The 25,819-nt window shown below is 67.5% G+C and carries 22 protein-coding genes; 7 read left to right on the forward strand and 15 right to left on the reverse strand.

The genetic code is table 11. The features are described 5' to 3' along the window. The first annotated feature begins 83 nt into the window (after nucleotides 1-83). On the forward strand, nucleotides 84-1,202 hold the full coding sequence (locus E3328_RS12585) for a hypothetical protein (protein WP_209452197.1): 1,119 nt from the start codon (nucleotides 84-86) through the stop codon (nucleotides 1,200-1,202). 107 nt (nucleotides 1,203-1,309) lie between these two features. On the opposite strand, the gene E3328_RS12590 is transcribed toward E3328_RS12585, so the two are convergent. From E3328_RS12590 to E3328_RS12615, 6 genes are all read right to left on the reverse strand, one after another. Further along, nucleotides 1,310-2,338 (reverse strand): AbrB/MazE/SpoVT family DNA-binding domain-containing protein, encoded by a 1,029-nt coding sequence (locus E3328_RS12590; protein ID WP_135364991.1) that lies wholly within the window; start codon nucleotides 2,336-2,338, stop codon nucleotides 1,310-1,312. Continuing rightward, nucleotides 2,338-3,009 (reverse strand): phosphate signaling complex protein PhoU, encoded by a 672-nt coding sequence (phoU, locus tag E3328_RS12595; protein ID WP_135364992.1) that lies wholly within the window; start codon nucleotides 3,007-3,009, stop codon nucleotides 2,338-2,340. The genes E3328_RS12590 and phoU overlap by 1 nt, the downstream gene beginning before the upstream one ends. A gap of 5 nt (nucleotides 3,010-3,014) precedes the next feature. Continuing rightward, nucleotides 3,015-3,917, reverse strand: a complete 903-nt coding sequence (gene pstB, locus E3328_RS12600; RefSeq protein WP_135364993.1) for a phosphate ABC transporter ATP-binding protein PstB — start codon at nucleotides 3,915-3,917, stop codon at nucleotides 3,015-3,017. Next, nucleotides 3,910-5,559 (reverse strand): phosphate ABC transporter permease PstA, encoded by a 1,650-nt coding sequence (pstA, locus tag E3328_RS12605; RefSeq protein ID WP_135364994.1) that lies wholly within the window; start codon nucleotides 5,557-5,559, stop codon nucleotides 3,910-3,912. The genes pstB and pstA overlap by 8 nt, the downstream gene beginning before the upstream one ends. Beyond that, on the reverse strand, nucleotides 5,559-6,692 hold the full coding sequence (gene pstC, locus E3328_RS12610) for a phosphate ABC transporter permease subunit PstC (protein WP_135364995.1): 1,134 nt from the start codon (nucleotides 6,690-6,692) through the stop codon (nucleotides 5,559-5,561). The genes pstA and pstC overlap by 1 nt, the downstream gene beginning before the upstream one ends. A gap of 63 nt (nucleotides 6,693-6,755) precedes the next feature. Further along, nucleotides 6,756-7,997 carry a PstS family phosphate ABC transporter substrate-binding protein gene (locus E3328_RS12615; RefSeq protein WP_135364996.1) on the reverse strand — a complete coding sequence of 414 codons (1,242 nt, stop codon included), beginning with the start codon at nucleotides 7,995-7,997 and terminating at the stop codon, nucleotides 6,756-6,758. A gap of 356 nt (nucleotides 7,998-8,353) precedes the next feature. Here E3328_RS12615 and E3328_RS12620 point away from each other — a divergent pair, with 356 nt between their 5' ends. Both E3328_RS12620 and E3328_RS12625 read left to right on the forward strand, forming a co-directional pair. Continuing rightward, nucleotides 8,354-8,980 carry a hypothetical protein gene (locus E3328_RS12620; RefSeq protein ID WP_135364997.1) on the forward strand — a complete coding sequence of 209 codons (627 nt, stop codon included), beginning with the start codon at nucleotides 8,354-8,356 and terminating at the stop codon, nucleotides 8,978-8,980. Between the two features lie 76 nt (nucleotides 8,981-9,056). After that, a complete protein-coding gene (locus E3328_RS12625; protein WP_135364998.1) occupies nucleotides 9,057-9,464 on the forward strand; it encodes a hypothetical protein in 408 nt (135 codons plus the stop codon). A gap of 284 nt (nucleotides 9,465-9,748) precedes the next feature. Here the strand turns inward: E3328_RS12625 and E3328_RS12630 are convergent, their stop codons facing one another. Continuing rightward, nucleotides 9,749-10,834: a lysylphosphatidylglycerol synthase transmembrane domain-containing protein gene (locus E3328_RS12630; RefSeq protein WP_135364999.1), complete on the reverse strand. Its 1,086-nt coding sequence runs from the start codon at nucleotides 10,832-10,834 to the stop codon at nucleotides 9,749-9,751. A 161-nt stretch (nucleotides 10,835-10,995) separates the two neighbouring features. Between E3328_RS12630 and E3328_RS12635 the strand changes: the two genes are divergently transcribed. Continuing rightward, a complete protein-coding gene (locus tag E3328_RS12635; protein ID WP_135365000.1) occupies nucleotides 10,996-11,550 on the forward strand; it encodes an HTH domain-containing protein in 555 nt (184 codons plus the stop codon). Here the strand turns inward: E3328_RS12635 and E3328_RS12640 are convergent. From E3328_RS12640 to E3328_RS12660, 5 genes are all read right to left on the reverse strand, one after another. Then, on the reverse strand, nucleotides 11,522-12,427 hold the full coding sequence (locus E3328_RS12640) for an SDR family oxidoreductase (RefSeq protein WP_135365001.1): 906 nt from the start codon (nucleotides 12,425-12,427) through the stop codon (nucleotides 11,522-11,524). The genes E3328_RS12635 and E3328_RS12640 overlap by 29 nt on opposite strands. A gap of 16 nt (nucleotides 12,428-12,443) precedes the next feature. Beyond that, nucleotides 12,444-12,863 carry a DUF6069 family protein gene (locus E3328_RS12645; protein WP_246023008.1) on the reverse strand — a complete coding sequence of 140 codons (420 nt, stop codon included), beginning with the start codon at nucleotides 12,861-12,863 and terminating at the stop codon, nucleotides 12,444-12,446. Between the two features lie 183 nt (nucleotides 12,864-13,046). Beyond that, a complete protein-coding gene (locus E3328_RS12650; protein WP_167837390.1) occupies nucleotides 13,047-14,297 on the reverse strand; it encodes a DCC1-like thiol-disulfide oxidoreductase family protein in 1,251 nt (416 codons plus the stop codon). A 1-nt stretch (nucleotide 14,298) separates the two neighbouring features. Then, entirely contained in the window at nucleotides 14,299-14,937 is a 639-nt protein-coding gene (locus E3328_RS12655) for a hypothetical protein (RefSeq protein ID WP_135365003.1), read from the reverse strand. Nucleotides 14,938-15,050: 113 nt separating this feature from the next. Beyond that, nucleotides 15,051-15,644: a beta-class carbonic anhydrase gene (locus E3328_RS12660; RefSeq protein ID WP_135365004.1), complete on the reverse strand. Its 594-nt coding sequence runs from the start codon at nucleotides 15,642-15,644 to the stop codon at nucleotides 15,051-15,053. Between the two features lie 154 nt (nucleotides 15,645-15,798). Here E3328_RS12660 and E3328_RS12665 point away from each other — a divergent pair, with 154 nt between their 5' ends. The 3 genes from E3328_RS12665 (at nucleotide 15,799) to E3328_RS12675 (ending at nucleotide 18,556) form a co-directional block, all read left to right on the forward strand. Next, nucleotides 15,799-16,563, forward strand: a complete 765-nt coding sequence (locus E3328_RS12665; RefSeq protein WP_135365005.1) for a pirin family protein — start codon at nucleotides 15,799-15,801, stop codon at nucleotides 16,561-16,563. 396 nt (nucleotides 16,564-16,959) lie between these two features. Beyond that, nucleotides 16,960-17,268 carry a hypothetical protein gene (locus tag E3328_RS12670; RefSeq protein ID WP_135365006.1) on the forward strand — a complete coding sequence of 103 codons (309 nt, stop codon included), beginning with the start codon at nucleotides 16,960-16,962 and terminating at the stop codon, nucleotides 17,266-17,268. Nucleotides 17,269-17,413: 145 nt separating this feature from the next. Then, nucleotides 17,414-18,556: a hypothetical protein gene (locus E3328_RS12675; RefSeq protein ID WP_167837391.1), complete on the forward strand. Its 1,143-nt coding sequence runs from the start codon at nucleotides 17,414-17,416 to the stop codon at nucleotides 18,554-18,556. Here E3328_RS12675 and E3328_RS12680 read toward each other — a convergent pair. From E3328_RS12680 to E3328_RS12690, 3 genes are all read right to left on the reverse strand, one after another. After that, nucleotides 18,489-19,256, reverse strand: a complete 768-nt coding sequence (locus E3328_RS12680) for a metallophosphoesterase family protein (RefSeq protein ID WP_135365008.1) — start codon at nucleotides 19,254-19,256, stop codon at nucleotides 18,489-18,491. The two genes, E3328_RS12675 and E3328_RS12680, sit on opposite strands and share 68 nt — an antisense overlap. A 23-nt stretch (nucleotides 19,257-19,279) precedes the next feature. After that, nucleotides 19,280-20,134 (reverse strand): poly-gamma-glutamate hydrolase family protein, encoded by an 855-nt coding sequence (locus tag E3328_RS12685; RefSeq protein ID WP_135365009.1) that lies wholly within the window; start codon nucleotides 20,132-20,134, stop codon nucleotides 19,280-19,282. Between the two features lie 1,311 nt (nucleotides 20,135-21,445). Then, on the reverse strand, nucleotides 21,446-25,582 hold the full coding sequence (locus E3328_RS12690; protein WP_135365010.1) for an ATP-binding protein: 4,137 nt from the start codon (nucleotides 25,580-25,582) through the stop codon (nucleotides 21,446-21,448). Between the last annotated feature and the right edge of the window lie 237 nt (nucleotides 25,583-25,819).

The raw sequence follows: 25,819 nt of genomic DNA on the forward strand, positions 1-25,819 counted from the left end.
TAGTCACGGTCTTGTCCGTCGCTCCGGTAGCGACGGACGACCGACGCGGCCGAGTCGACGGGTTCGGCGCGTCGACAGCCACCATGAGCGACACCACGAACGACACCGACGCGGCAGGCGAGGGGACAGCGACGAGCGACGGGGACGCCGACCGACCGACCACGAGTGTCGAGGGCGCCGGAGAGCCGGCGGAACTCGACGGGCTCGCGGTCGACGAGGCGGTCGAGCGCGTCCGCGCCCGCGAGCCCGACCGCGACCCCGAGACCGTCCGCGCCGCGCTCGGGTTCGTCGCCGAGGACGGCGTCGTCAGCCGCGACGCCCTCCGCGAGTCGCTGAAACTCACCTCGAAGGTGCTCACGACCGCGGAGACGCGGGTGGAACTCGCCGGCATCGCGCTGGACGACGCCCGCGAGGCCGCCGAGTCGGTCCCGGACCTCCCGACCGTCGAGGCCCGCCTCGAGGACTTCGCGGCCGAGGTGGCCGCCGTCGAGAACCGCGCCGCCGCCCTCGGGGAGGACCTCCAGGCGGTCGTCGACGACCGCGCCGATCCCGCCGCCCGGTTCGCCGTCGCCGACGGCCTCCGGCAGGTCGACGAGCGGGCACGCGAGGTCCAGCGGACCGCCGACGAGATCCAGTTCGACCTCGAGGCGTTCGAGCGGTGGCTCGACAGCCACGCCGTCCGCGTCCGCGACCTCGGCGAGGACCTCGACGCGCTCGCGGCCTCGCTGGACGACCTGGCGACCGCGGTCGACGCTATCGAGGCGGCGTCCACCGGCGACGCCGTCGAGACGGCTGCCGGCGAGGCCGGCGGGAACGCCGCCGCCGACAGTGATGCCGGCGTGGACGATCCCGCCCGGGCCTGGTTCGACGCCACGTGCAGCCACCGGGCGACCGGCCTCACCGTCGCGGACCTGCGGGCGGAGCTCGGGGATCTGCGGACGTGGGCCGACCGCGAGGGCGCCGACCCCGTCGGCGAGGGCGGGCTGGACGACCTGGCGGCCCGCCTCGACGACCTCGACGGCCGTCACGGGGCGCTGGGCGAGCGGCTGGACGCGGCGGCCGAACCCGAGTGGACCGACCGGTTCGGCGAGGCGGTCGCCGCCGTCGAGTCGGACCTGGCAGACTGCGCTCCGCCGGTCGACTGGGGAGTCGTGCAGTCGACGGTCGAGGAGCACCGCGCCGACATCGGGTCGGACGCGTAGCCCGGGGCGCCCCGGTCCGGGCCAGTGCGGACCGACGTTCTTCGAGGGATTCGCGGCCGAGAGGGACGGATGTGCGGAAAACGGTCGGCGGGTCGGAGGGCGAGCGGTCAGCGGTTCCGCTCGCGGACGGCGGCGCGGGCGGCCACGTCGGCGACGGCGGCGCCGCGGTCGGCGGTCCGCCCGATGCGGTCGAGCGCGCGCGCCAGCGCGACGGTCGCGGCGGTCGAGCCGTCGAAGGGGTCGGTCGCCTCGTCGAACAGCGCCGCGTCGACGGCCTCGACCTCGGCGACGGCCCGCTCGTGGCCGTCCAGCGCGACCGCGGTCTGGTCCACGTCGGCGTCGTCGAGGACGGCCGTCGTCGCGTCGTCGACGACCGACCGGGCGGCCTCGGCGGCCTCGCGGACGTTCTCGGCCACGGGATCGGGGAGCGGCTCGGGGAGCCGGCGGGCGGCGTCGGCGAGGCCGACCCCCTGGCGGGCCACCCCTTCCAGCGCCCGGGCGGTCACGTAGTAGTCGAACAGCGTCGGGCGGGCGAGCCCGAGGCGGTCGATCTCCTCCAGGGAGACGAGCGACCGCGAGAGGTGACGGGCGACCATCCGGAAGAGGCGGTCGGCCTCGTCGGCGCGCCCGCGGAGCCGCTCGTGGGCCTCGGCGTCGGCGGCGACCAGCGCGTCTGTCGCCGAGCGGTGGATCGACAGCGCGGTGAACTGCAGCTGGACGACCGACTGCCGGACGGAGACGCTCGCCGCGTCGAGCAGGTGCTGGACGGTGATCTCCCTCTCGGTCTCGACGAGGAGGTCGGTGCCGACGAGGTTCCGGACGACCGAGCGGGCCGCCCGGCGCTGCTCGTCGGTGAACTCGCCGGCCGGGTCGAGCGTGACCGTCTCGAAGCCGGCGGCGTGGGCCGCCCGGAGCGCGCGCCGGACCAGCGCTGGCTCCGTCCCGTCGACGGCGAGGGTGGCGGTGGCCAGCTCGTCCACGTCCTTCTCGGCGGCGCGGAGGACGATGGAGTCGTCGCCGTGGGTGGTGAGATACAGCTCCATCCCGGCCTCGAGCTGGTGGTCGTTCGCCCACTCCTTGGGGATCGACACCGTGTACGTGCCGCCGCCGACCTGCTGGAGTTTGCGCGTCTGCATCAGTAGAGCAACTCGGGGTCGCTTTCGAGCATGTACAGCGTCCGCGCGGCGACGTTGACCCCGTGGTCGCCGACGCGTTCGAGGTCCCGGACCGTCAGCAGCAGCCGGGACACGTCGTCCAGTACCCGTTCGGCCGCCCACGAGTCGTCGCCGGCCTCCCGTTCGAGCAGGTCGCGGACGACCCGCTCGCTGGCGCGCTGACACAGCGCGTCCAGATCGTCGTCCCGCGCGGCGACCGCCCGGCAGGCGTCGGCGTCGCCGTCCTCGTAGGCGTCCAGCGCCGCGGCCACCTGGTCGCGGGCGTCGTCGCCGATGGCCCGCACGTCCACCTCGTCGGCCGGCCGGTCGGCCGCCAGCGCGTAGCGGCCGAGGTTGGTCGCCAGGTCGGCCACCCGTTCCAGATCCGTCAGGATCTTGAACGAGGCGGCGACAAAGCGCAGGTCCGACGCGACCGGCTGCTGGAGCGCCAGCAGGTCCACGCAGTCGCCCTCCAGGGCGAGATAGCGGTCGTTGATCGCGGCGTCGCCGTCGATCACTTCCTCGGCGAGGTCGTCGTCGCCGGTCGCCAGGGCGGTCAGCCCGTCGTCCAGCTGGGCGAGCGCGTCGTCGCCCAGCGCGCGCACGTCGGCCCGGAGGTCGTCCAGCGCCGCCCGGTATGTCTCGCGCGTCACGGCGATCACCCGAACTTCCCGGTGACGTAGTCCTCGACGCGCTGGCTCTCGGGGCTCTCGAAGATCTTCTCGGTGTCGTCGTACTCGACGAGCTGCCCGCCCGTGAGGAACACGGCGGTCTGGTCGGAGATGCGGGCGGCCTGCTGCATGTTGTGCGTGACGACGACGACCGTGTAGTCCTCGGCGAGGTCCTCGATGAGGTCCTCGATCTTCGAGGTGGCGACCGGGTCCAGCGCGCTCGCGGGCTCGTCCATGAGGATCACGTCGGGGTCGACCGCCAGACAGCGGGCGATGCAGAGCCGCTGTTGCTGGCCGCCCGACAGCCCCATGGCGTTGTCGTCGAGCCGGTCGTTGACCTCGTCCCACAGGGCCGCCTGTTCGAGCGCTCGCCGGACGAGCCGGTCGGCTTCCTCGCTGTCGTCGCGGCCGGTCAGCCGCGCGAGCAGCCCCGTGTCGAGGTCGCCGTGCTTGCGCGGTCCGTAGGTGATGTTGTCGCGGATGGACTTGGGGAAGGGGTTGGGCGCCTGGAACACCATGCCGACGCGCTTGCGGAGCTCGACGAGGTCGACGCCGTCCTGGTAGATCTCCCGGCCGTCGAGCTCGACCGAGCCGTCGACGCGGGCGGCGCTGATCCGGTCGTTCATCCGGTTCAGGCAGCGCAGGAACGTCGACTTGCCACAGCCCGAGGGGCCGATGAGCGCGGTGACGCTCTCCTCGGGGATGTCCATCGAGACGCCCTGCAGCGCGTGGTCGTCGCCGTAGTGGACGTCCAGGTCCTCGACGCTGAGTTTGGCCTCGCCGGCGAACTCGTACTCGCGCCACGCCTCGCGGATCCGCTCGTCGGTCTCGCCCGTCGTCGTCTCCGACGAGCGTGCTGTGCCTCCGGTCTTCGATTCTGTCTCACTCATAGCTCAGTTTGCTCCGGAAGTACTGTCGCGTGGCGATACCGACCGCGTAGAAGGCGAGGACGACGCCCAGCAGGACTAAGGCCGTCCCCCAGCCGAAGGCGGTGATGTCCTCGACGCCGGCGCTGCCGCCGGTGCCGGTCAGGATCACCTGCCAGAGCTGGTAGGGCAGGGCGGTCGTCGCCTGGGTGAGTTCGGGATTGGTGACGAACGGCGGCGACCACGAGAGCTGGAAACTGTTCAGCACCTTCGCCCGCTGGCCGGCGCCGACGAACGAGCCGCCGCCCATGGTCAACAGCAGGGGCGCGGTCTCGCCGGCGATGCGGCCCACCCCGAGGATGACGCCGGTGACGACGCCCGGCATCGCCGCCGGGAGGACGACGCTGCGGATCGTCCCCCACTTCGAGACGCCCAGCGCCGCGCTGGCGTCGCGGTACTCGTCGGGCACCGCGATCATCGCCTCGCGGGCCGTGATGACCACCAGCGGCAGCAGCATGAACCCGAGCGTGATCATCCCCGCGAGCAGCGACTTCTGTGGCTGGGGGGTAAAGCGGGGCACGAGGAACGTGGCGCCGAACAGGCCGAAGACGATGCTGGGCGTGGACCACAGCGCGTTCGTGGCGACCTCGACGACGTTCGTGAACCGACCCTGTTCGGCGTACTCGGTGAGGAAGACCGCCGCGCCGACGCCCAGCGGCACCGCGAGGACGACCGCGCCGATCACGAGCCAGGCGGTCCCGACGATAGCCGGGAAGACGCCCGTGATGTCGGTAAAGAGGGAGGCGCCGTTCATCAGGAACGGCCAGTAGACCGGCCAGGTCACGTCGAATCCGAACCCGAACAGTCCGATCGTCGTCGTCGGGCCGACGCCGAGGCCGACCGCGATCCCCTCGGTGACCGGCCCGGCGCCTTTGAACACGACGAAGGCGACGAGCGCGACCAGCACGGCGATGATCGCCAGGGCGTTGAGGTAGACGAGCAGGTACGCGCCCAGGTGGCGGCCGCGGGCGCCGAAGCCGCCGTAGGCCTTCGCTGCCGCCCAGCCGACGACCAGCGACGACGCCATGACAGCGAAGGGCGCGACCGTGCGCGCGAAGAAGGTCACCGACTGGGCGTCCGGGAAGTTCGACGGCGACCACGACCACTCGGGGCCGACGATCCCGAGCAGGAAGACCAGGCCGAAGAACGCGGCCAGCGCCCCGGCCGGCAGCGTCGAGCCGATGTCCTCCCGGGGCAGGGCGGTCGCGAAGAAGGCGACGGCGGCGAGGCCGAGCCCGCCGACCAGCCCGCCCGCGAGACCGAGCCCGAGCGTCTCGGCGGCGACGAGCGCGCCGATCAGCCCCCACAGCGCCGAGAACAGCCCCGCGGCGACGAAGCCGGCGCTCGCCCGCGGGTCGGTCGGGAAGATCCCCCGGTAGGAGGCCAGCCCGAACCCTGCCACGGCGACGCCCATGAGGACCAGCAGCAGGCCCAGCGTCGTCAGCGTCGGGAGGCCGGCGAGCGTGCCGGTGATCGAGACGAGTTCGACCGTGGCCGCCAGCCCGAGGAAAAAGAGGACGGCGGCCAGGCCGACGGTCAGCGCGGCGACCGTCTCGTAGGTCGAGGTGTCCCCGCGGACGACCGAGGATTCGGCGGCGCTCGCCATCACTCGACACCCCCGACCTTCCGGTCCATGCGGCGTTCGATCAGCTGCGAGCCGATACTGAGGAAGAGGACGGAGACGAAGAGGATGCAGCCGGCGACGAACAGCGCGTCCTCCTGGTAGCCGCTGGAGGACCCGTAGTTGGCCGCGATCAGCGAGGTCAGCGTATCGAACCCGTAGAAGACGTTGTACAGCGGTTCGGCGATCGTCGGCTGGCGCCGAACCATGGCGGTCGCGGCCATCGTCTCGCCGATGGCCCGGCCGACGCCGAGCAACACCGCCGCCGACACGCCGGAGAAGGCGGTCGGGAGGGTGACCGTCGTCATGGTCTGCCAGTCGGTCGTCCCCAGGGCGAGCGAGCCGCTCTTCATCGACTCGGGGACGCTGTTGATGGCGTCCTCGGCGACCGAGACGACCGTCGGCAGCGCCATCAGGCCGACGACGATGCCGACGAACAGGTACGTCCCCTGGCCGACCAGGTCGAACGCGTCGGAGGCCCAGGGGCTCAACACGGTGAACCCGAGGAAGCCGTAGACGATGGAGGGGATGCCGGCGAGGATCTCGACGCCGGGTTTGACGACCTCGCGGACCGCCGGCGGGGCGATCTCCGAGAGGAACAGCGCGGCCGCGACCCCGAGCGGGCCGGCGACCGCGGTCGCGATGACCGTCACGAGGACGGTCCCCTGGATCATCGGGAGCATCGAGTAGCGGGGCGTCCCCTGGGCGGGGCTCCAGTCCGTGGTCGTGAACATCTTGAGGCCCGGCACCGTGACGCCGAAGACCGTCCCGCTCCGGTCGGCCAGGATCGGCCAGGCCTCGTAGAAGATGAAGAAGGTGATCAGCGCGAGGATGACGACCGTCGAGACGGTCATCGCGAGCGTGACGCCGCGGGCCGCCAGCTCCCGGTGGGCCACCCAGCCGTACGCGACCGCGACCAGGAACCCGAGGAGGAATACCGAGGTGTACGGCGAGGTCGCGAGGAAGCCGGCGAACGCGCCCGCCAGCGACAGGGCCCCGAGCGCACCCGCGGCCACCGCGTCGTTATCCGTGTCCTGTACGAACGCCGCGAACCGAGCGAACCGAGACGCCAGTCGGGACTGCCACCCGTCGGAGTCTCGCTGTTGGTTTGTTGCCATGATTGTATGCGAAAGGTGGACCGCGACCGGGAGCACCAGACCGGCCGCGTCCGGGGACGAACCTCAGGCGGTCTCGGGGAGCTTCTCCAGCTCGGCCTCGAGGTCGGCGGTCGGCAGCGGGATGTAGTTGTTGTCCTCGACGAACACCTGCTGGCCGAACTGCGTCAGGAACATCCGCATGAACGCGCCCTCGCGGTTGTCAGTGCCGCTGGGGGTGTCCTCGGTGATCTTCGTGTACATGTGCAGGTCGCGGTTCAGCGGGTAGGAGCTGTCGAAGATGGTGTTCTCGGCGTCCTTGCTGGTCTCGTAGACCGTCCCGTCGAACTCCAGCGCGATGGGCTGGACCTGCTCGCCGGTGAACGCGAGCGCCATGTACGCGATGGCGCCCTCGTTCTGGCGGACGAGCTGGGCGACGCCCTGGTTCTGGCCCTGGCGGGTGTCGACGCCCGGCATCTCGGCCTCCGCGTCGCCGAGCATGTTCAGCCGGAAGGAGGTGTCCGTGCCCGACCCGACCGCGCGGCCGATGCAGAAGATCTCCTGGTCGGGGCCGCCGATCTCCGACCAGTTGGTGATCTCGTCCTGGTAGATCTTGCGGACCTGCTCGGCGGTGAGCTGGTCGATGCCGGCGTCGTAGATGTCCTTGCTCACGACGATCGGCTGGCCGTCGCGGCCGAGGACGTGGTCGACGACCTCCTCGTCGCGCTTCTCCTCGCTCCAGCCGAGCTCGGCCGTGATGGGGCCCGAGGAGTTACCGATGTCGACGAGGCCGTTCGTGACCGCTTCACAGCCGGTCCCGGAGTGGCTCAGGCCGATGGTCGCGCGGTAGGGCGGGTTCGAGCGCTCGCCGGTCGGCTCGAAGCCGTACTGGCTCGCGAAGTAGTCGGCGAGGTGCTGGTCCGTCTCGATCTCCGACCAGCCGGGGACCGACCCCTCGTCGTTGCTGCCCCAGTACTCGCCGTCGCTCGGCGGGGCGTTGCCGTTCCAGTAGGAGGCGCCCTTGTTCGCGATGGGGTAGACCGTCGACGACCCCTCGCCGGTGAGCAGCGACGGCTCGTTCGGGCTGCTCGACGACCCGTCCGAGCCGTCCGAGGAGTCCGACCCGTCGCCCGAGGAGCCGTCCGAGCCGTCACCCGAGGAGCCGTCGGAGGAACCGCTGTCGGGTTCGTTCTCCGGCTCCGGCGTGGCCGTCTCCTCGTCGCCCCCGCCCGCACACCCCGCGAGCCCGGCCGCGCCGACCGCGCCGGATGTCAGCAGGAACTTGCGCCGCGTTACCCTGTCCGCCGGACGCTCCGAATCGTGCGTCATCACCCGAGACCAGTCGGGACCCAAGTAAACGGGTTTATAATAGGGGTACCCCCCGGTACGAGGCCCCTCTGAGCGGTACTGTCGGCTGTGTGTGCCAACAGTTTGCAGGGGTCAGTACGGAGCGGTATATAGTCCAGTGTCGATCGGGAGACGGCGGCGGCCCCACCGCTCGTCGACGAGCGGAGCTGCGGCTGTCGGGCTATGGCCATGGACTGATTGGTCATCCCAGGAACCGTTGAAATGTGTTGGAAGAGACGATCCCGCCCCCAACCTATTGAAAATAATATTTTTAACTATTGTCGTACATCATTCAACCGGAAAACATATTAATCAACAACTATGATTGTCAATTGCTGATGAAAGGAAACAAATTTGGCCGACGACAGTTCCTGCAATCGACCGCCGCCGCAACGCTCGGGATCTCGGGCGGAATGGCTGCGAGTGGGACAGCAACAGCGGATGACGATCAGGTCGAGATATTTGTATGGCATAGCGGGGAGAAAACTTGGGATTATCGCATCTATACTGGTTACGGCGAGGACTCCATAGAAAAGGGCGTTCTGGCCGATGACAATGACAAAATCGCCTCCAACGGAGAATATCTATTGGGAACAATCGAAGGTAATTCGACAGACAACTATTGGATGGATGCCGACGATAACGTTGATAAGGTCTACGTCCAGTTTGCAGATTACGGATTTATACAACTCGAGGTAACAGGGACCGACCTCGGCAAAGCAACTGGTATAACGAGAGATACAAACGAAGACTGGCCGGGATATGATTACGAAATAACCTACGATCATCCAGTGCGGGATCATCCGAGATATACAGACGATGGCCAAGATGAATCCGGCAATCCAGCCGAAGGGACTGTCGATCCCATGGACAATGATGGATTCATAGGTGGGCAGCCGAGAGACATAATTTTCTACCATCCCGAGGACTCTGACAAGAAGTTAGAGATAAATATTCGCCGATAAAAGACAGCGATAGAGAAGATAATGATAACACTGTAAATAGGTTGATGTCCAGCTGCTTAGCGAAAGCATCTGGACCATGTGTTTACCGTTCAGTTCCGGATTACCACGCTCTTCGTTGGCTGAACTTGAGAAAGTGGCACAGCGCGTCGGCATGGTGTTCCATGGCCCCCAAGAAACCCTCAACGACCGACAGACCGTCGGCCAGATCGTCCGCGAACAACTGGAAGCGCACGACTGGCCGACGCTGACCGTCGCAGTCACCGGCGTCGACGAGGCGTCCGTCGTCGGGGACAGCCCGGTAGAAGACCGGACGGACGGCGAGTCGGTCGACGACGCCGAGAGCGCCGATGTCACGGTCGATCTCGGTGAGAGCGACCACGAGGTGGCCGTCCGTGAGCGTCTCCCGCTTGACTCGTCGGACGTGAGCGTCTCCATCGACCGCGTTCGGGCCGACGACCGTAGCGCTTCTATCGAGCCTTCTTGAGACCCACGAGTGATCGCCACCGAGTACAGCGCGACCGTTCGGGATCGACCCGTTCCCACGCGACTCGGTCGTCGACCTCCGGGGGGTCAGCGGAGTATCGAGGGTCGACGGAAACGAAGTGAGAACGGTCCCAAAGCATGCGTGAGGACGGTGAACCGGCCATGGTGTTCCAGACGAACCCTCGCGGGGTTGAAGCTACGCCCGGGGGATGTCGTAGTACTGTGCTGTTCGTTTCAGAGTCGAATAGACGATACCCCTCGTGACGAGATCACCGGGTCAACTGGTCACGCCCCGTAGATCTCGTACAGCGCCGCGAGGCCGCCGACGGCGACGACCAGCCAGTAGCTCGCCAGCCGGTAGACCAGGGCGACGGCCGCCGCGGTGCTCGCCGGGACCGCCGTCAGCGCGACGAGTAACCCGACCAGGGCGAACTCGACGCCGCCCAGCCCGCCCGGCGTCGGGACGAGTCCCGCGACGGTGCTGGCGGGGACGACGAACATGACGACGAACAGCCCGAGTTCGACGCCGAGGGTCCGACCGGCCAGGTACAGCGGGAGGGCGAACAGCACCCAGCCGACGGCCGAGAGGGCGAGCGCGTACGCGAGCGTCCGCGGCTCGGCGGCGATCCGCTCCAGCTCGGCGTAGAACTCCCGGACCGTCGCCCGGACCGACCCCACGTCGACGAACGGGAGCAGGTCGCCGACGGACCCGACCGCGACGGCGACGGTGTCCTCGACGCGGTCGCGCTTGCGCCAGACGACGGCGCCAGCCACCCCGACGGTGCCGACGACCGCGACGAGCGTCCCCGCCAGCAGGTTCGCCCGCCGCGGGAGTCCCCCTCCCAGGGCGAGCCCTCCGAAGCCGACGAGCGCGAAGCCGACGTACGGGACGAGGTTGATGGTGTCCGCGGAGGTGACGCTCGCCAGCCCCTGCTCGTAGGAGATCCGGTCGTCCGCCGAGAGGACGTAGGCGATCAGCGGGCCGCCGCCGGCCTTCCCCAGCGGCGTCACGTAGTCGCCGAACGTCGCCGCGAAGTAGGTGACCACCAGCGGCGGATAGGCGGCGTCGACGCCGACGAGTTCCAGCAGCTCGTCCCACACCTTCGCCCAGACGGCGAGGCCGGCGACCGACGACGCCATCGCCAGCGCGAGCCACTTCGGGTCCGCGCGGGCGAAGGTCCGGCTGATCTCCCCCCAGCCGATCACCCGCCCGAACAGGTACAGCAACGCGACGGCGACGCCGAACCCCACGCCGACCTTCGCGAGGGTGCGCCGGCCGAGTCCCCGGCCGGCCTCCTCGGCGGTCGGCCCCCCGTTCGAGGCCGCCGGCTCCTCGGACTCGCGCCGCTCGCGCTCGATGCTGTCGTCCATCGGTCGCGTCGGCTCCCGTAGTGCTCGCAGCCCCAAAAGGGGCGACCGCGCAGGAGCGTGGTCCGGTCCGCGTCGAGTCTATATAGTTTCCTGTGACGTAACGTATCGATCGAAGGAAATTATTAGGGAGCGGCGGGCGAGTCGCCGCGTGACGCCCACCCATGGTCACCGCCAGTACCCAGCCGCGTTCGGTCGCACTGTTCGTCCGCTCGCTGTCGCCGTCGGCGTCGCCCGCGGCCCGCCACGCCGAGTGGGTCAGGGCCCTCGAAGCCGGCGGTCGGGTCGCAGAGGCCTCGGTCGCCGTCTGGGGGTCGGAGGTCGAACTGTCCGCCCGGGCCCGCCGGACGCCGGCGGGCAAGTGCGTCCTCGACCGGGTCGCCGCCTTCCGGGCGTGGGCCGACGAGCGCGGCGTCTCGATGGCTCCCTTTTTCGACACACGGGCGGTCTCCGCGTCGCTGACCGGCGAGGAGTACACCGCGCTCCGGCTGCCGGTCACCTGCCTCGCCGAGTACGAGGACGAGGAGCTGGTCCACGTCGCCCCCTACAGCACCGGCGAGGCCATCTGCTCGGTCGCCGACCGGCTGCGCCGGCTCGACCGGGCGGCCGGCGTCGACGAGGACCGCGGCGACGGGACCGCGCTCGCCGAACGACCGACCGACGGGCCCGCGACCGGGTCGGCCGCTGACGCTACGGTCCCGACCGTTCGGACGCCGTGACGCGGTCGCGACCGGCCGCCCCCGTGGGCCGAAACTCCTCGGCGTAGTCGGCGACGAACGCCGCCACGTCGCGGGGCCGTCGGCCGAGTATCCGTTCGGCGTCGTCGGTGACCCGGTCGGCGAGGCCCACGCGCGCCGTCGTGTAGATCCCGACCATCAGGAGGACGAACGGGAGCGGCTCGCCCCGCGAGCGCATTCGGCGGACGAACGCGAACACCGACGGGTCGGCGTAGGTGATCGGCCGGTCGAGTACATCGCTGAAGACGGCGGCGACCTCGTCGTAGGTGAGCGCCTCGGGACCGGTGAGGTCGTAGGCGCGGTCCGCGTGACCGTCCTCGGTCAGGACGACCGCGGCGACCTCGCCCACGTCCCGCGCGTCGACGAAGCTCGTCGCGCCGTCGCCCGCCGGGACGAAGATCCGGTCGCGCTCGACGATATCCTCGCGGTGGACCTCGACGAGGTTCTGCGTGAAGAAGGAGGCCCGCAGGAACGTGTAGTCGAGGTCCGTCCCGGCGATCCGCTTTTCGATCCGGTGGTGAGGGATCAGCGGGTTCTTCCCGGCGCCGAGCGTCGAGAGGTACGCGACCCACTCGACGCCGACGCGGTCGGCCGCCGCCGCGAACTCGCCGATCCGCCCGCTGTCGGCGGTCGGCGGTCGCAGCAGGAAGCAACCGTCCGCGTCGGCCAGCGCCCCGCCCCACGTCTCCGGCCGCTCGAAGTCGAAGGCGACGTGCTCGGCCGCGTCGGGGAACTGTTCGCGGGCCGCCTCGGGGTCCCGCGACGCGACGCGGACGGCCGCGTCCCGCTCCCCGAGGGCGTCGACGACGTGGGGGCCGACCGTCCCGGTCGCACCGGTGACGAGGATCCGGTCGGTCACCGCACCTCACCTCGCGTCATCGCTCACCCCGCCAGGAGACGAGCAGCTCGACCGCTATCGCGGCGACGACGACGTGCATGCCCATCAGGACGACGACCCCCGCGACCGTCGCGGCGGGGTCGGCGGCCAAAAGCGCCAGGTCCGGGACGAACGAGACGACCAGGACCGCGAGGGCGAGTTTCCGGAAGGTCGCCGCCGGCTCGGCGACCCGATTTCGGAGGAGCGCGTAGACGCCGGCCGCCCCCAGCGCGCCGAGCACGGAGAGGAAGACGACCGGCGGGTAGGTGAGCGCCCGGAAGCCGGGTGCGATCCCGACCCACTGGACGGCCGCGACCAGCGCGGCGTTGGCGGCGGCCGCGAGGACCGCCGCCAGTACCGCACGCACCGGGAGCGAGCGCGCCCGCAGTGCTCCGGAGCCGGTGTTCGTGGTTGCCATGGGCCCCCTACGGCCGCTACGGGGATAACCTCTGCCCGGGCCGCTGTGCGGGCCGTCGCTGACTCGGGATACCTGCGGGGGCCGCTCGCGTCGACGAACGAGCGAGCCCGACCTGTGGTCGTTCGAGCCCCACTCGACGCCCGTCCGACGTGGGCGGCCGTCGAGCGGACCCAACGGGCGGCCCTACTCGTCGGCGTTCGCGTCGACCGTGCACGTGACGTGGCGGTCGCGGTTCGCCGCGACGCACGCGTACACTCGCTCGCCGACGGTCCGCACGACCGGGAGCGACATCACGACGGCGACGGGGTAGAAGACCGCGAAGTGGCGGAACAGGGCTCCGAACGCGTCGTATCCCTCGTGGCTCCGGCCGCCCCGGAACGCGTACATCGCCGTCTCGAACGCCACGCCGGGTCGGTCGCGGTACTCCGCAGGCGCGGTCGACTGGGAGTAGAACTCGATCGTGTCGGTCACGTCCAGCGACTCGAACACGGACAGCGTCCGGGCGCAGAACTCGCAGTGCTCGTCGTACACGACCGCCAGTTCGGCGTCGTTCTCGACCCGCGACAGCAGGCGTGACCAGTCGGCAAACAGGAGCAGGAACACGATCTGGTCGAAGAAGAACGGCCCCATCACGACCGCGACGACGACGTGCATCCCGAGGAGACCGACGACGAACGGCGTGATATCCCGCCTGGCCAGGATCCAGAGCAGGAACCCGGTCTCGAGGATCAGCGTGCCGATCGCGGCCGACTGGAGCAACCAGGGATACTGCAGCAGGAGGCGGCCGGGCCGGGGATCGACGCCGAAGTACGTCTGGGCCCAGAGGATGTACTGGCCGAGGCTCCGAGCGGTCGCCCACTCCCAGGCCGGACCCTGGACGATCTTGGTCACGCCCGCTCCGAAGTAGAGGATCCCGACGGTGAGCAGGCTCCACTTCAGTATCGAACCGGCGGGTTCAGGGTCGGCGTCGCGCGACGACTGGAGGCTGGCGTTCAACTCCGCCGGACCGGCGGTGCCAGTGGCCCGGATCCCGTCAACCGAGATGCGGTCCTCCGACCGGTACAGCGCGAAAAACACCATCACGTACACGAGCGTGAAAAGCGCCTGCGACGCGCCGGACGGGTCGAGTGTGAACCGAGCCGCTCCCAGATGCGCGACGAGGACGGCAGTCGCCGGCGTCAGGTAGCGATGTGAGACGCCGAACGCGAAACAGACCAGTCCGACGAGAGCGAGATACTTCTCCACGACGAGGTACGGCTGGACCCACTCGGGAACGACCAGCAGGTAGTAGTCGGTCGCGTAGACCTCCCACCGGGAGATAGACGCCCAGTCGTAGGAGCAGAGTTTCCAGACCCCGAGCGCCGCGACCAGGACTCTCGCGACTGCGACGTTCACGACCGACCCGTTCGAGCCGTCGTAGTAGTTCACGAACATGCTACCGGGCGGTCCCGTTGCGGATGAATTCGCCCTCGCGCCGCAGACTCGCGACGAGTGTGCGGTCGCGTTCGTCGATGCTACGGCCGGACGCCTCGTACCGGAGTTCGACGGCATAGACCCGCAACCCCACGAAGTCGTCGTATCTCGCCAGTGTTTCGCCGTCCCAGCGATCCCCCAGCGCGTGCGGCGGAAAGTCTACGTGCGAACGCACGCCGCGGCCGTCGCGGACGCGCTGACGATAGCGTCTGGCGCGGTCCAGCAGGTACGCGGCAGTGGACTTCGCTTCGGCGTCGCTGTACTCGGTGGCGATGCCGCCACCGAACCTCGTGAGCGTCCCCGCAGGGCGAGCGGCGTTCCCGTCGTACCGCAGCTCGTTCCCGTTCGCGTCGACCACGTATATCTCGTAATACGCCGTCGGATTCGAACTCGATTCCGTGTACTTGTGGAGATGAGTGAACGGGAGAAGCGGTGGGAACGGGAGGAGGTTGACGGTCAGGAGGCCGACGAAGAACAACGCCAGGAACGACTTCCGGACCTTCGGATCGTCCGAGCGCCGGACGGCGACCAGCACCGCCAATACTGCAGAGACGAACACCGCCGCGACAGAGAGCGGAAAGTACTGCGAGAGGTCGACCATCACGCGGATATTTTAGGCTCCCCTAAAATAACTTCTGGAAGCACCCCGGGAGGGTATCGTCCCGGGCGTCCTGCAGTCTCTGGGATCGGGCGACTGACTGGCCGGACGCCGTGCTACGTCTGCCGTTCGCTGATCTCGCCGGCGATGCGGTCGCCGGGGACCCGGAGTTCGCCGGACTCGACCTCGTAGACGTACCCCGAGACGGTGACCTCCTCGGGAATCAGGTCGGACTGTCGGAGGTACTCGACCTGTGCCGCACAGGCTTCGTCGATGTCGTCGGTCATCTTCACCCAGTCGATGACGTCGGCGTCACCGATGGTGAGTTCGGGCAGCGACGGGTCGAGATCGATATCCGACAGGTCGCCGGCCTGGGCTTCGAGTCCCTCGCGGACGGCGTCGTCCGGGGCGCTCATCATCCCACAGTCGGTGTGGTTGACGACGATGATCTCGTCGGTGTCGAAGAAGTTCGTCGTCAGCGCGGCCGAGCGGATGACGTCGTCGGTGACCTTCCCGCCGGCGTTGCGATAGATCTGGGCGTCGCCGAGTTCGAGTCCGAGTACCTCTTCGACCGGGATCCGTTCGTCCATGCAGGCGACGACGAGGAGGTTCTCGTTCGTCGGGATCCCCTCGCGACGGCGGCGAGCCCAGTCGGAGCGCTCCGCGACTGTCTCGTCGACGTGTTCGTGGTGGTTGTGGTTGTCTGCCATCCCTGGACAGAAGGGGCGAGGCGGCAGGAATGTTTGGGTCCGACACGGCCTTGCCGCTGGTCCGGATCGTCAGTGACCGGACGGACCCGCTGCGGACGCGACCCGCGGCGACTCGCGCGGAACCCATATCCCCGTTGAGAGACTACGATGGGTGATGGACGATTCGCCCGCGGCACGGACCCAGCCCCGCATCCACACGGCACCGCGAACGGACGTTTCGCAGGACCAGGGCACGTTCCGGATCCACCTCAACTTCCCCGGCCGCGCGGTCCCCGACCACGACGACCACGGCTACGGCCCGCTCGCGACCGTCGTCGAGTCGTTCATGGACCCCGGGACGCTCATCCGGATGCACCAGCATCGCAACGAGGAGATCGTCTCCTGGGTGCCCGAGGGCGTGATGCGCCACGACGACCGGCAGGGCAACGAACTCGTCACCGACCCCGAGCACCTGATGGTGATGAACGCCGGCAGCGGCTTCTGGCACTCCGAGGAGACGCTGGCCGAGGACCCGCCGCTGCGGATGCTCCAGATCTTCGTCCGCCCGCACAGCCTCGCCCTCGAACCGGGCATCCAGCACGAGCCGATCCCCGACCCGGTCGCCGGCGAGTGGCGCCACCTGTTCGGCCCCGAGGGCACCGACGCCCCGCTGTCCGTCCGCAACGACGTGGAACTCTACGACTGCCGGCTCGGGGCCGGCGCCACGACCACGCTGCCCGCCCGGTCCGGGTGGCACACGTATCTGTACGTCTTCGACGGTGCCGTCGACGTCGGCGACGAATCAGTGGGTTACACCGAGAGTGCACTCGTGACCGGCGACGGCGACGTGTCCGTCACCGCGACCGAGGACTCGACGCTCGTCGCGTTCGTTATCAACCCCGACGCGCCGGTCACGCGCCAGGGCACGATCGGTCGCTAGGGTACTCCCGTTCCGTGTTCGGGCGGCTGTCGGTTCTCGATGCCGTTCGGTCTCTCTCTCTGAGCGGCAAGACATCGTCTCTATCGGGAGGCTGACTGGAATCGATTCTCGGCGAGCAGTTCGGTCAGTGCTCGTCGTACTCCGGGTCTGAAACGCTCACCGCTCGGGAATCCATCCGCGTTCACGCGAGGGTGGCTGTTGATGCTTACCGCTGTGAATCCGAACTCCGGACGAACGGCTCCCTGGTGATTCGACGACTCGCGGCTGGGCTCGGCCAGGTCGAGGCTACGCTTAACAGGGTCCAGACGAAAATCGACGGTATCGATACCAGCAACCGAGGCGTCCCGGCACGTCTGTGGCTGAGACTGTCAACGACACCACCGGCACCGACGATCCATGAGTGAACTACCCGAGATCCCGGACGAGTTCGACAGCGAGGCGGAGTTGAAACGGTACATCGGTCGGCTGCGCACCCGTATCGAGGTCCTGGACGACGAACGGGACCGCACGGAGCGGGCGGACCTGGAGCTGAAACAGGAGCTGGACGAGCTCGAAGCGATCGTCGCAGCCAATGACGAGGACCTCGAGCAGGTCCACGCAACACTGCAGGAGCTCGTCGACCGGCTGGAACGCATCGAACTCCACGGCACGCCGAGCGACGTCGGGTTGCAGGACAACCTGCGAAACCCCGACTTCGACTCCTGAGGGAGACCACACTCTCAGATGCGATCGGGAGCGTGTGGTTCGAACCGTGGCGAGGACGCTGACCGGGGAACGGAGACCGCTCGAAACCAACGGGGCGCCCCCGGCGCGGACATGAAGAGCTTGAAGGGTCGGCGCCGGAGAAGCCGTGACAGACATGACAGAGTCGGAGTACCAGGACCGGATCGAGGAACTCGCGGACAGGATCCTGGACCGGTGCAACCGGGCCACGAAGGCCAAAAACGGCGGTGACCCCGCGAAAGCCGGGGAGCTGTTCGGGGACGCCGCCGACCTCACCGGCCAGGTCATCCAGCTGCTGGACGCAGCGGAGGCGGACCGGTCCCGGATCGAGGACTGGCGAGCCTTTCGAGCGGAGACACGGCGGGAATCGGAGAACCTGCTGGCGGACGGGGAGAGCGACGTGGACATGCAGACCGTCTTCGACATCCCCGAGCTCTCCCCGAACCTCGCCGTCACCACCCGGAACACGGAGGCAACCCCTGAACGGAACACCTTCGAAGCCGAGCGGACGCCCTCGGGGGAGGTGGAACTGGACGAGACCCCGTCCTGGGAACCCGCCGTCGCCGTCGCGGGCGTCGGACCGACTGGCGCGAAAACCGTCGGCGCTATCGACACCGGAAGCGCCGCCCAGATCTATTCGTCACCGAGTCCCGGCGATGTCGCGGACAGCGATTTCCTGTTTCTGTCGGCGGACCTCCGCGAGTCCGGCGTCCCGGACCGGGTTTCGGACCTCCTGGCGGCCGCTGGCGATGATACCTGTGTCGTGTTCTTCGCGGAAGGCCGTACCGGGGACCCCGGGGCGTTCGTCGACGCGGTCAACCTGCTCTTCCCCGTCGCCGTGACCGAGGGCGATGGCCGCCAGTTCGTCTCCACAGCGATCGCCGACTGCTTCGAGTGTATGTTGCGGCCGACGGTTCGGGAACTGGGCAAAGGAGACGTCGCGGCGGTCGCCGGGACGAACAGGGTGGGGAAGGTCTTCGTCGACAACTGGGCGGACACGAGCCAGCTGGGCGACCTCACACCCGGACCCCGGCTCGACGCTCCCGACGCTGTGCTCCTGTTCGTCTGCTACGACGGCCCGTACCCCGCTCCTGCCGTGGAGACCAAAGTACGGGAGTACGAGCGACCCGACGACGCCGCCTTCCTTTGGGACCCGCGAACCAGCCCCCGGTATCGGGAGCGGGCGCATCTCAAACGGGTCCTTACCGCCGACACCGACCGCCAGACGATGCGCCAGTTACTGCACGACGACGGATCGCCCGGCCGGTGAGGGGGCCTCGTGGAGCCGTTCCGGTTCGCCCGTCAGCGTCCGCTGGCCAGGCGTTCCCCGATTTCGGGGGTAGCCCCTCTTCCGCGACCTCTCTCTGTACCGTCTCGATGTCGTATTCCACGCGGCGCAGATCCGTCTCCCAGGTGTCGGTATCGACGACAGCGTACGCGGCCCGGCTGTCGCCGTCACGGGGCTGTCCCACCGACCCGGGATTCAGGATGAGGCGGTCGTCGATCACCGCCTCGTGCTGGATATGCGTGTGGCCGAGGAAACAGGCCTCGTAGTCGTCCAGGTGCGGTCTGACCTCCGGGAACCCCCGGGGCATGACGTAGCGGTCGACCTGTTCGGGATGGTCGTGGACCAGGAGGGCGTCGCCGTCCAGCAGGTCGGTCCTGCGTGGCCTGCTCTGCAACCACACCAGATTCGCCGTGATCAGCTCCTCCTCCGCGTATCGGAGGCCGGCCATCGCCGTCTCGTTGTCCGTGTACCCCTCCGGATCGAGCGCTTCCCGGTCGTGGTTCCCCTGGATCACCGTCTCGCAGTGCTGCTGAATCAGGTGCACGCACTCGGACGGCCACGGCCCGTACCCGACGATGTCGCCGAGGCAGACGAACTCGTCGACGTCGTCGGCCCCGTCCGCGAGGACGGCCTCCAGCGCAGGGCGGTTGCCGTGGATGTCGGAGATCAGACCGAGGTCCATATGCCATCGAGTGCGGCGACCGCCTAAAGTATCTCCGTGAAGACGTCGGCCACTGCCTCGGGAAGGGAGTGGAACTTGTTGTAGGCGACCCGTGTCGGCAGTTCGATCTGGATGCCCTGGTCGTCCTCGGCGAAGTAGTTCATCGAGGCCTGCTTGCTCCTGCCGGCCAGGGCGATCTCGTTGTAGTCCGTCTCGACGTCGTACTTCGACGGCACCGGACCCCGGATAGCGTCACCGACCCGCTCTCGGAGGTCGTCGTCGGCTCTGCCGCCGACGGCGACGTAGTCGTACTTGTGGATGTGGAACCCGACTGCGTACCGACAGGCGAACGCCCGCTCCATCAGCTGTCGCAGGCCCGGATAGGCGTCGTACGCCTTGACGGGTTTCTTGACGTGCCAGCGCTTGAAGGCGTCCTTTTCCTGTCCGGTGTAGTACCCGTGTAGCATCCACGCCGTCGCCGCGATCCCTCGGGTCCGCAATTTCTTGAACAGGTACTGCCCCATCTCGTCGGTGTTGTACTCAATGTCGCCGCCGTGCGGACAGGTGATGAACACGTCGGCGTCCGCTCGGTCCCACAGGGTCTCGGCGATATCGCCCGTGACGAACGCCCGATCGCGGCTCTCGATCGGGACCGTCGCTTCGACTGTCCCTGTCTGCCCGGTCTGTGCGTCGATCCGTTCTAGACCGTCCGCGTTGACCGTGAGTCCGGGCGCGTCGTGGTGGATCCCGTCGACGATAAAGTACGCCTTCGACGATTCACACTCGACTCTGACGTGGTCGTCTTCCGTTTTCTCCAGGTCGTCGGCCACCCGGCGCGAGAGCCGACACCGGTTTGCGGCCGCTATCTCCGGTGATTCCCCGATACTAGCCTCGGTCATCGATCCTGTAGGCGATCAGAGGGCCCTCTGAAGAGTCTTTATCAAGTGCTGTCCTGTTGAAGTATTGTCTCCTGGTCGCGACGCTGTGCCGTCGAGAGCCGGTTTGAGGCGACGATTCGGCTGTTTCTGGTCCGACGTGAGCGGCAACTCGCTATGGGGGAGGGGGAATCGACACCCCTTGACTGCAGCAGTGACACGGGAGACTATCTTTCAGTATCACAGGGCCAGTGAGAGATTTTCGCACCCCTCGTTTGGCCGCCTCAACTCACCGCTCGATCGCTTCGCTTCTGTTTCGATATCCGCGTCAGCATAGACAGTTACGCCACCACTGGAGGAGGAGGGCGGCCGCTTAGACGACATCCTCCATTCTAGTGGTGTCCATGTCTCTCGCGAAGCTCCGAAAGTTGTCTGTGTTGATCAAGCTGTTCTCACCTGAATCTCCAGTGGGCGGAGCCTGCCGGGGAAGCCACCGAGCGACAAGACTCGGTCTGTCCCAGTAGCGTCCGCTGGCGGGAATTCCTGGAGACGCGAACAGTGATAGTTACTCTCCAATCACGATCCATAGCCGTCCAGAATCGCATGCAAGCGGATGGGTATGGAGCTATGGAGCGACGAGCTAGTCTCGACGATGACATGGGATGACGTTCAGCTCGTTCCAGACCGACGCTGGGGGATCGACACCCGTTATCCGCGAACGGGTGGCTCGTCAGTGAGACGCCCGAGTGTCACGCTCCTGGGCAGACCATCCTCTCCCTCACTCTGTGCGCGGCTTCTGCAGGTGGCTTCCACTCGGGGTCGACCAGCCCGTTCAGTGGCTGCTGACACCGGGCTGACAGCGCGCTTGGTCTACGAGCACTGCTGGGTTATGGAACAGCATGGTGCATCAGGTTGGCGTCAAATCGAGTCTCTCCGTATCTCCCCCTACTGACAGCCATTCGCTATTGCGCAGGAACACTGTGCGACCGATCTCATCAACGCTACGCGCTACCCAGTACGTGCATACACAGGACCGAACGGAACCTATCCATCCCCTTCCGGTGCTCAGCGACGAGTATGGGCCCACGGAGCGCTATCGAGACCGCCCAGCGACGGCTATGCAGGTATGGCTTCCAGGAAAACTCGATATGGTGAGCGACAGTGGTGCATCAAGGGGTTAGCCGTCTGGCGGCTCGATGGCTTGCCCACCCTCATCTGGGTGGCTCCACTGAAGGTCGCATTTCAGGTCCAGCATGGACATAGTCGGCGGGTGGACAGCAACCCCTTGGAGCGTCATCGCAGGCAGCACCTCACGGGATCGAGTAGTTAGAGTCGCTATTTTGAGACTTCCTCGAGCAGCGACTGTGCGTCCGAGACGGTGAACACGTCGGTCATGCCCGGCGCGTCGATCTTGTAATCGCTTGTCGGCGTCGTGTGGCTGTAGGTGCGGTCGATCCGGGGGTCGCCGTCGCTGGGGTCGTGCAGCGCCTCCATGATATCGACGGCGTCGGACTGGCTAGTGACGACCCACAGCGCATCGTCGGGGTCGCAGGCAGCCATCTTGTCGAAATCGGTGACGGCGGCCTCGGCGACATCGTGGTTGACGCGCTCGGCTTCGATCGTCAGCACGATATCGCCCTCGCTATCGAGGCCGACGACGTCCAGGCGATGACCATCGTCGCGTTCGTAATAGGATTCGACGGTGTCGACTGCCGAGTCCGGATCCTGGCGATAGGTGTGGGCGATGTCTTCGGCGAAGGCGACGAGCATGACGTGATGGGACGACTCACCCAGATCGCCCTTGCCGGCCCCGTGGTCGATCCCTTCGCGGTTGTGCTCGCCGATTACCGCCCGTCCCTCGGCGCTGACGCTGTAGAGTAAGTGGGGGTGGGTCGTATCCTTGCGGAGAATGTCGGCATCGATGAGGTCGACCATCGCCGAGGCGTCGAGGCCGGCGTACTCTCGCAGGCGGATCATCGAATCACGCTGCAGGTCGTATTCGAGGTCGTGTGTGCGACGTTGCTGAGCGTCCCACACTGCCTGGACGAACAGCAGCTCTTCGACCGACCATTCAGACTCGGCGATCTCTGCTGCGGAGCGCTTGAGCGAGGGTGAACAGACGGGGATGTCGTCGCGGTCGACCTCCTCAAGTGAGTGACAGCACTCGATCGCCGCTTGCACGCCGTCGATATCGGGGTCGTATCGGGTCGTACAGGTCGTACACTCGATGGCGTGGCGCTCGGCGTCGTAGTCGAGACAGTCGGGCAGCCGTGCGGTGTAGGGCAACAGCGAATCCGTCCGCCCAGCGGGTTCTGTCTGGGTTGGTTCGTGTGGTTCATCCGCTCGGTGCTCCCCATCGGGTTCCGGGTCGCTGTGGGCATCTCCGGGCTGGGTCTTGTCGGTCCGACCGGAATCGACGTGTGTCAGTGACGACACCGACAGGCCGTGCTGGTTTCGCGTCGTGTCGACCATGAGCGTTCGCGCGGCTCGATACGCCGATTTCGTGGCGCCATCGAGTGGCTGCTCGCCCGCGGGGTGGCCGGGAAGCGCGGGGAGTGATTTGGCGAGGAACGGCCGCGGAATCGGCTGGCCGAAGCCCGCTCCCGGCCGGACGAGCCACTCACCGCTTGGCATACTCGCGAGTCGGGCTTCGATATCGGCCTGCGAGCGTTCGGCGGTCGTGAAGACGCTGGCGAGGTCGTCGTCGACGCGGACCTGGCCGGCGACGACGGTCGCGATCTCGTTGAGCGCTTCGAGATACGTATCGTCCTCCGGGTCGGGCGAATCCAGCTGTTTGGGATACTGGACGCCCAGACACATCGCGAGGCCGAACGACCGCCCCTCCGAGAGGAACGTATCGACGAGACTCGAATCGGCGACCCCGCCTGCCTCGTCCACGTAGCAGTTGACCAGTGGCGACTCCTCGATCCGCTCGTCTTCTTCGCGTGCCTTGAGCGCACTCCAGAGATCGGAGAAGAGGACGAGCGTCAACGCCCGCTTGACGCGCTCGTCCATCCCACCGAAGTCGAAGATGACCACCTGGTCGTCATCGACGATATCGGTGAACGAAAACCGGGGCGCACTCTCTTGGCCCTGCGTGGGTTCGCCGTCCCTGCTCGGGTCCGCCCCCTCGTCAGTCTGGGCGCCCTGCGTGCCTTCAGACGGAGACGGGCCAGCGGATGGGGAATGGCTCTCGTGTGCCGCCCCATCGCCAGCAGGCGCGCCTGTGGGTGCTGTCGATGGATTGCTCGCGCCATCGTCGTTACGAGTGCGGTCTGTGGTCGGGGACTGTCCCGTGGTGTGGTTAAACAGCGGTGCGAGCCGGCCGTCCGTGGCGATGGTCTCGATACGCCCGAGTGCGCCGCCGACGATGCGCGTGAAGACATCGCGGTCGCGCTCGACCAGGCCGTTGAACGACCGCGTGAGCCCCTCGGTCGTCGTCGCCGGCGGTTCCTCGTGTGTCTGGATCCGTTCGAGCCGTTCGTGGAGGTCCTTGTGGGAGTAGCTGTCCGCGCCGTGGATCGGGTCGAAGAGCGCACGGACCATGTTTGAGATGAGCTTTGTCGATTCCTGGGCCTGGTTGTAGCGTTCGCTGCCCATGAGCCCTTCGAGGATCTCGGCGTAGTGGCCGGCCTTGCGCGAGCGGGCTTCCTCGCGGGGAATGCCCGCCTCGAGCAGGGGTCGGATGTCGAAAAACGAGAGTGCTGGGAGGACCTGCGTGAGGTCGAAATACTGGACGTTCTCGAGAGTGCCGTGGGTCGCGTAGTGGGCGCGAAGGTAGTCCTCGGCCGCGCCGGCTTTGTGATAGAAGTGGAGATCGGGGCCGTCGGTGGCACCGTGATTCGTGAGCGCGGCCGTCTGCATCGCGACGGTCTTCCCGCTGCCGGTCCCGCCGATGATGAACTGGTGGGTGGGCTGGACGTCCGGCGGGAGATAGATCGGATCGCCCGATGGCTGGCGGTCGTTCGTCAGCGGCATCCCCAGTGCCATGCCCGGTGGTCGATACTGCAAGAGGATGCTCGGTGACGGGAGCGCCAGCGCCGTCTGTTCGGCTGGCCGCGTCGCGAGTGCGCGCTCGCCCTGGACGGTTAATCCTGCGCCGTCGAGGAGGCACACCGCCGGGAGTTCTTCGGGTGTGAGGACGATGCCGCGACTCGAATTCGAGCGCCAGGGGAGGCGCGAGCTGGTGGCTTCGTAGGCGGGATCATGGATCATCCGCTCACAGAGGTCCTCGTAGACTTGCGTCCCGGCGTCGTCTGTCTGCAGCCAGCCGTTGGCTTCGTCAGTGTGGACGCGGCCGGTCACTTCGTGATCAGGCCCGCTGGCTGGGCTGAGGGCGCTCGCCAGACGGCGGGCGACGCGGTCGGCCTGGTCAGGGGTGTGGCGAGTGAGTGCAACTGCCCGTGCCGAGACGGTCATCGTCTGGTGGCAATTGCGCTCTTTGATGTCGTCGATACGTGCCTGGTCTGCGGGCGGTGGGACGTACTCCGAGGGATCGTCGCCGAGTTCCGGCACGAGTTCTCGCAGGAGCATATCGGCGATGTTGCCGTTCCCGTGTTCGAGGTCGTAGATGTATTCCTCGGCGGCGTCGCGGGCGCTCCCATTGAATCGACAGACCGCCTGGTAGACGACCGGCACCTCTGCATCGCTCATCGCCTCCAGCACGCCCGTGAGTGTGGTCTGGGTGGCCCCGTCGTCGCGTGACTGTGTCCCGCGACGTGTGTTCGGGCGGTCGCGTCGGCCGTTCGTTCGTGAGGTGGATGAGATTGGTGCTGAGAGCGGCGTCAGCCAGTCCTGTCGGTAGGTCGCCGTGGCCTCGTATTCGACGCCGGCGACGTACGGGTGGGTGAGATAGTCCGGGTCGACCGGTGGTGCCTGCCGGTCGGCGTCGTTTCGTTGGGTGAGGGTTTCGGAAGGCGTGGTCGATGTCTCGGATGGGGACGGGTCTCCGCCTGTGGGTTCGTCGTCGGCGGTCGTTTCCGCTTGGACGGGTAAGTGATCCTCGACGAAGCGTGGGTGGTAGGACACTTCGTTCAGTTCGTAGGTTCGTGGCAGTGCCGTCCGCAGCACTTCGACGAGCGTCTCGCGGAGTTCTTCGTGTGTCGTGCCGACGAGATAGCGGACTGTGGGGTCGGCTCGGCCATCGGAGACGACGAGCCATTCGACCAGCGGCGTCTGTGTCGAGCCGGTGAGGCGGTGGCGAAGCCCGGTTTTGGTCGCTCGGTCGAGTGCAGCATACAGCCGGTTCATCGCCCGCGAGACGTTGCGGTGTTGGAGCGAGTCGGTCGTCGGGCGAATCTCGATATACGTCCGCGGCTCGGGCGGGTCGCGCGGTTCGGGGAGTTCTTCGGTGTCGATATCGAGTGCGACGGGTAGGTCTGTCTCTGGGTTGTTTTCGGAGTTCGGTTCGAGATCGAGCGGAGAATAAGTTGGTGTTGAATTAGTTTCGGGTGCGTCCCGGTCAGATGCCATTAGTGAGTGATGTACTGGACCGGGAGGGGCCGCCTGAATCTTGTTGCGAGGTGCCTACGGTTGGGTACCGATTTTGTTTGTGGCTGCGTTGGTGTGTCCGGTCTGTGGGCATGTCTTGGTGTGATCACTCCGGGTGGTTCATTTGGGGGAAGAGGTTGTACTCGACAGCAAGCGGTGAAAGCCCTCGGCGCGCTCGCGGTCGCTGAGCAGGATATCCGCGCTCTCCGCACCGCCCGC

It is taken from the genome of Halosimplex halophilum (assembly GCF_004698125.1).
Taxonomy (GTDB): domain Archaea; phylum Halobacteriota; class Halobacteria; order Halobacteriales; family Haloarculaceae; genus Halosimplex; species Halosimplex halophilum.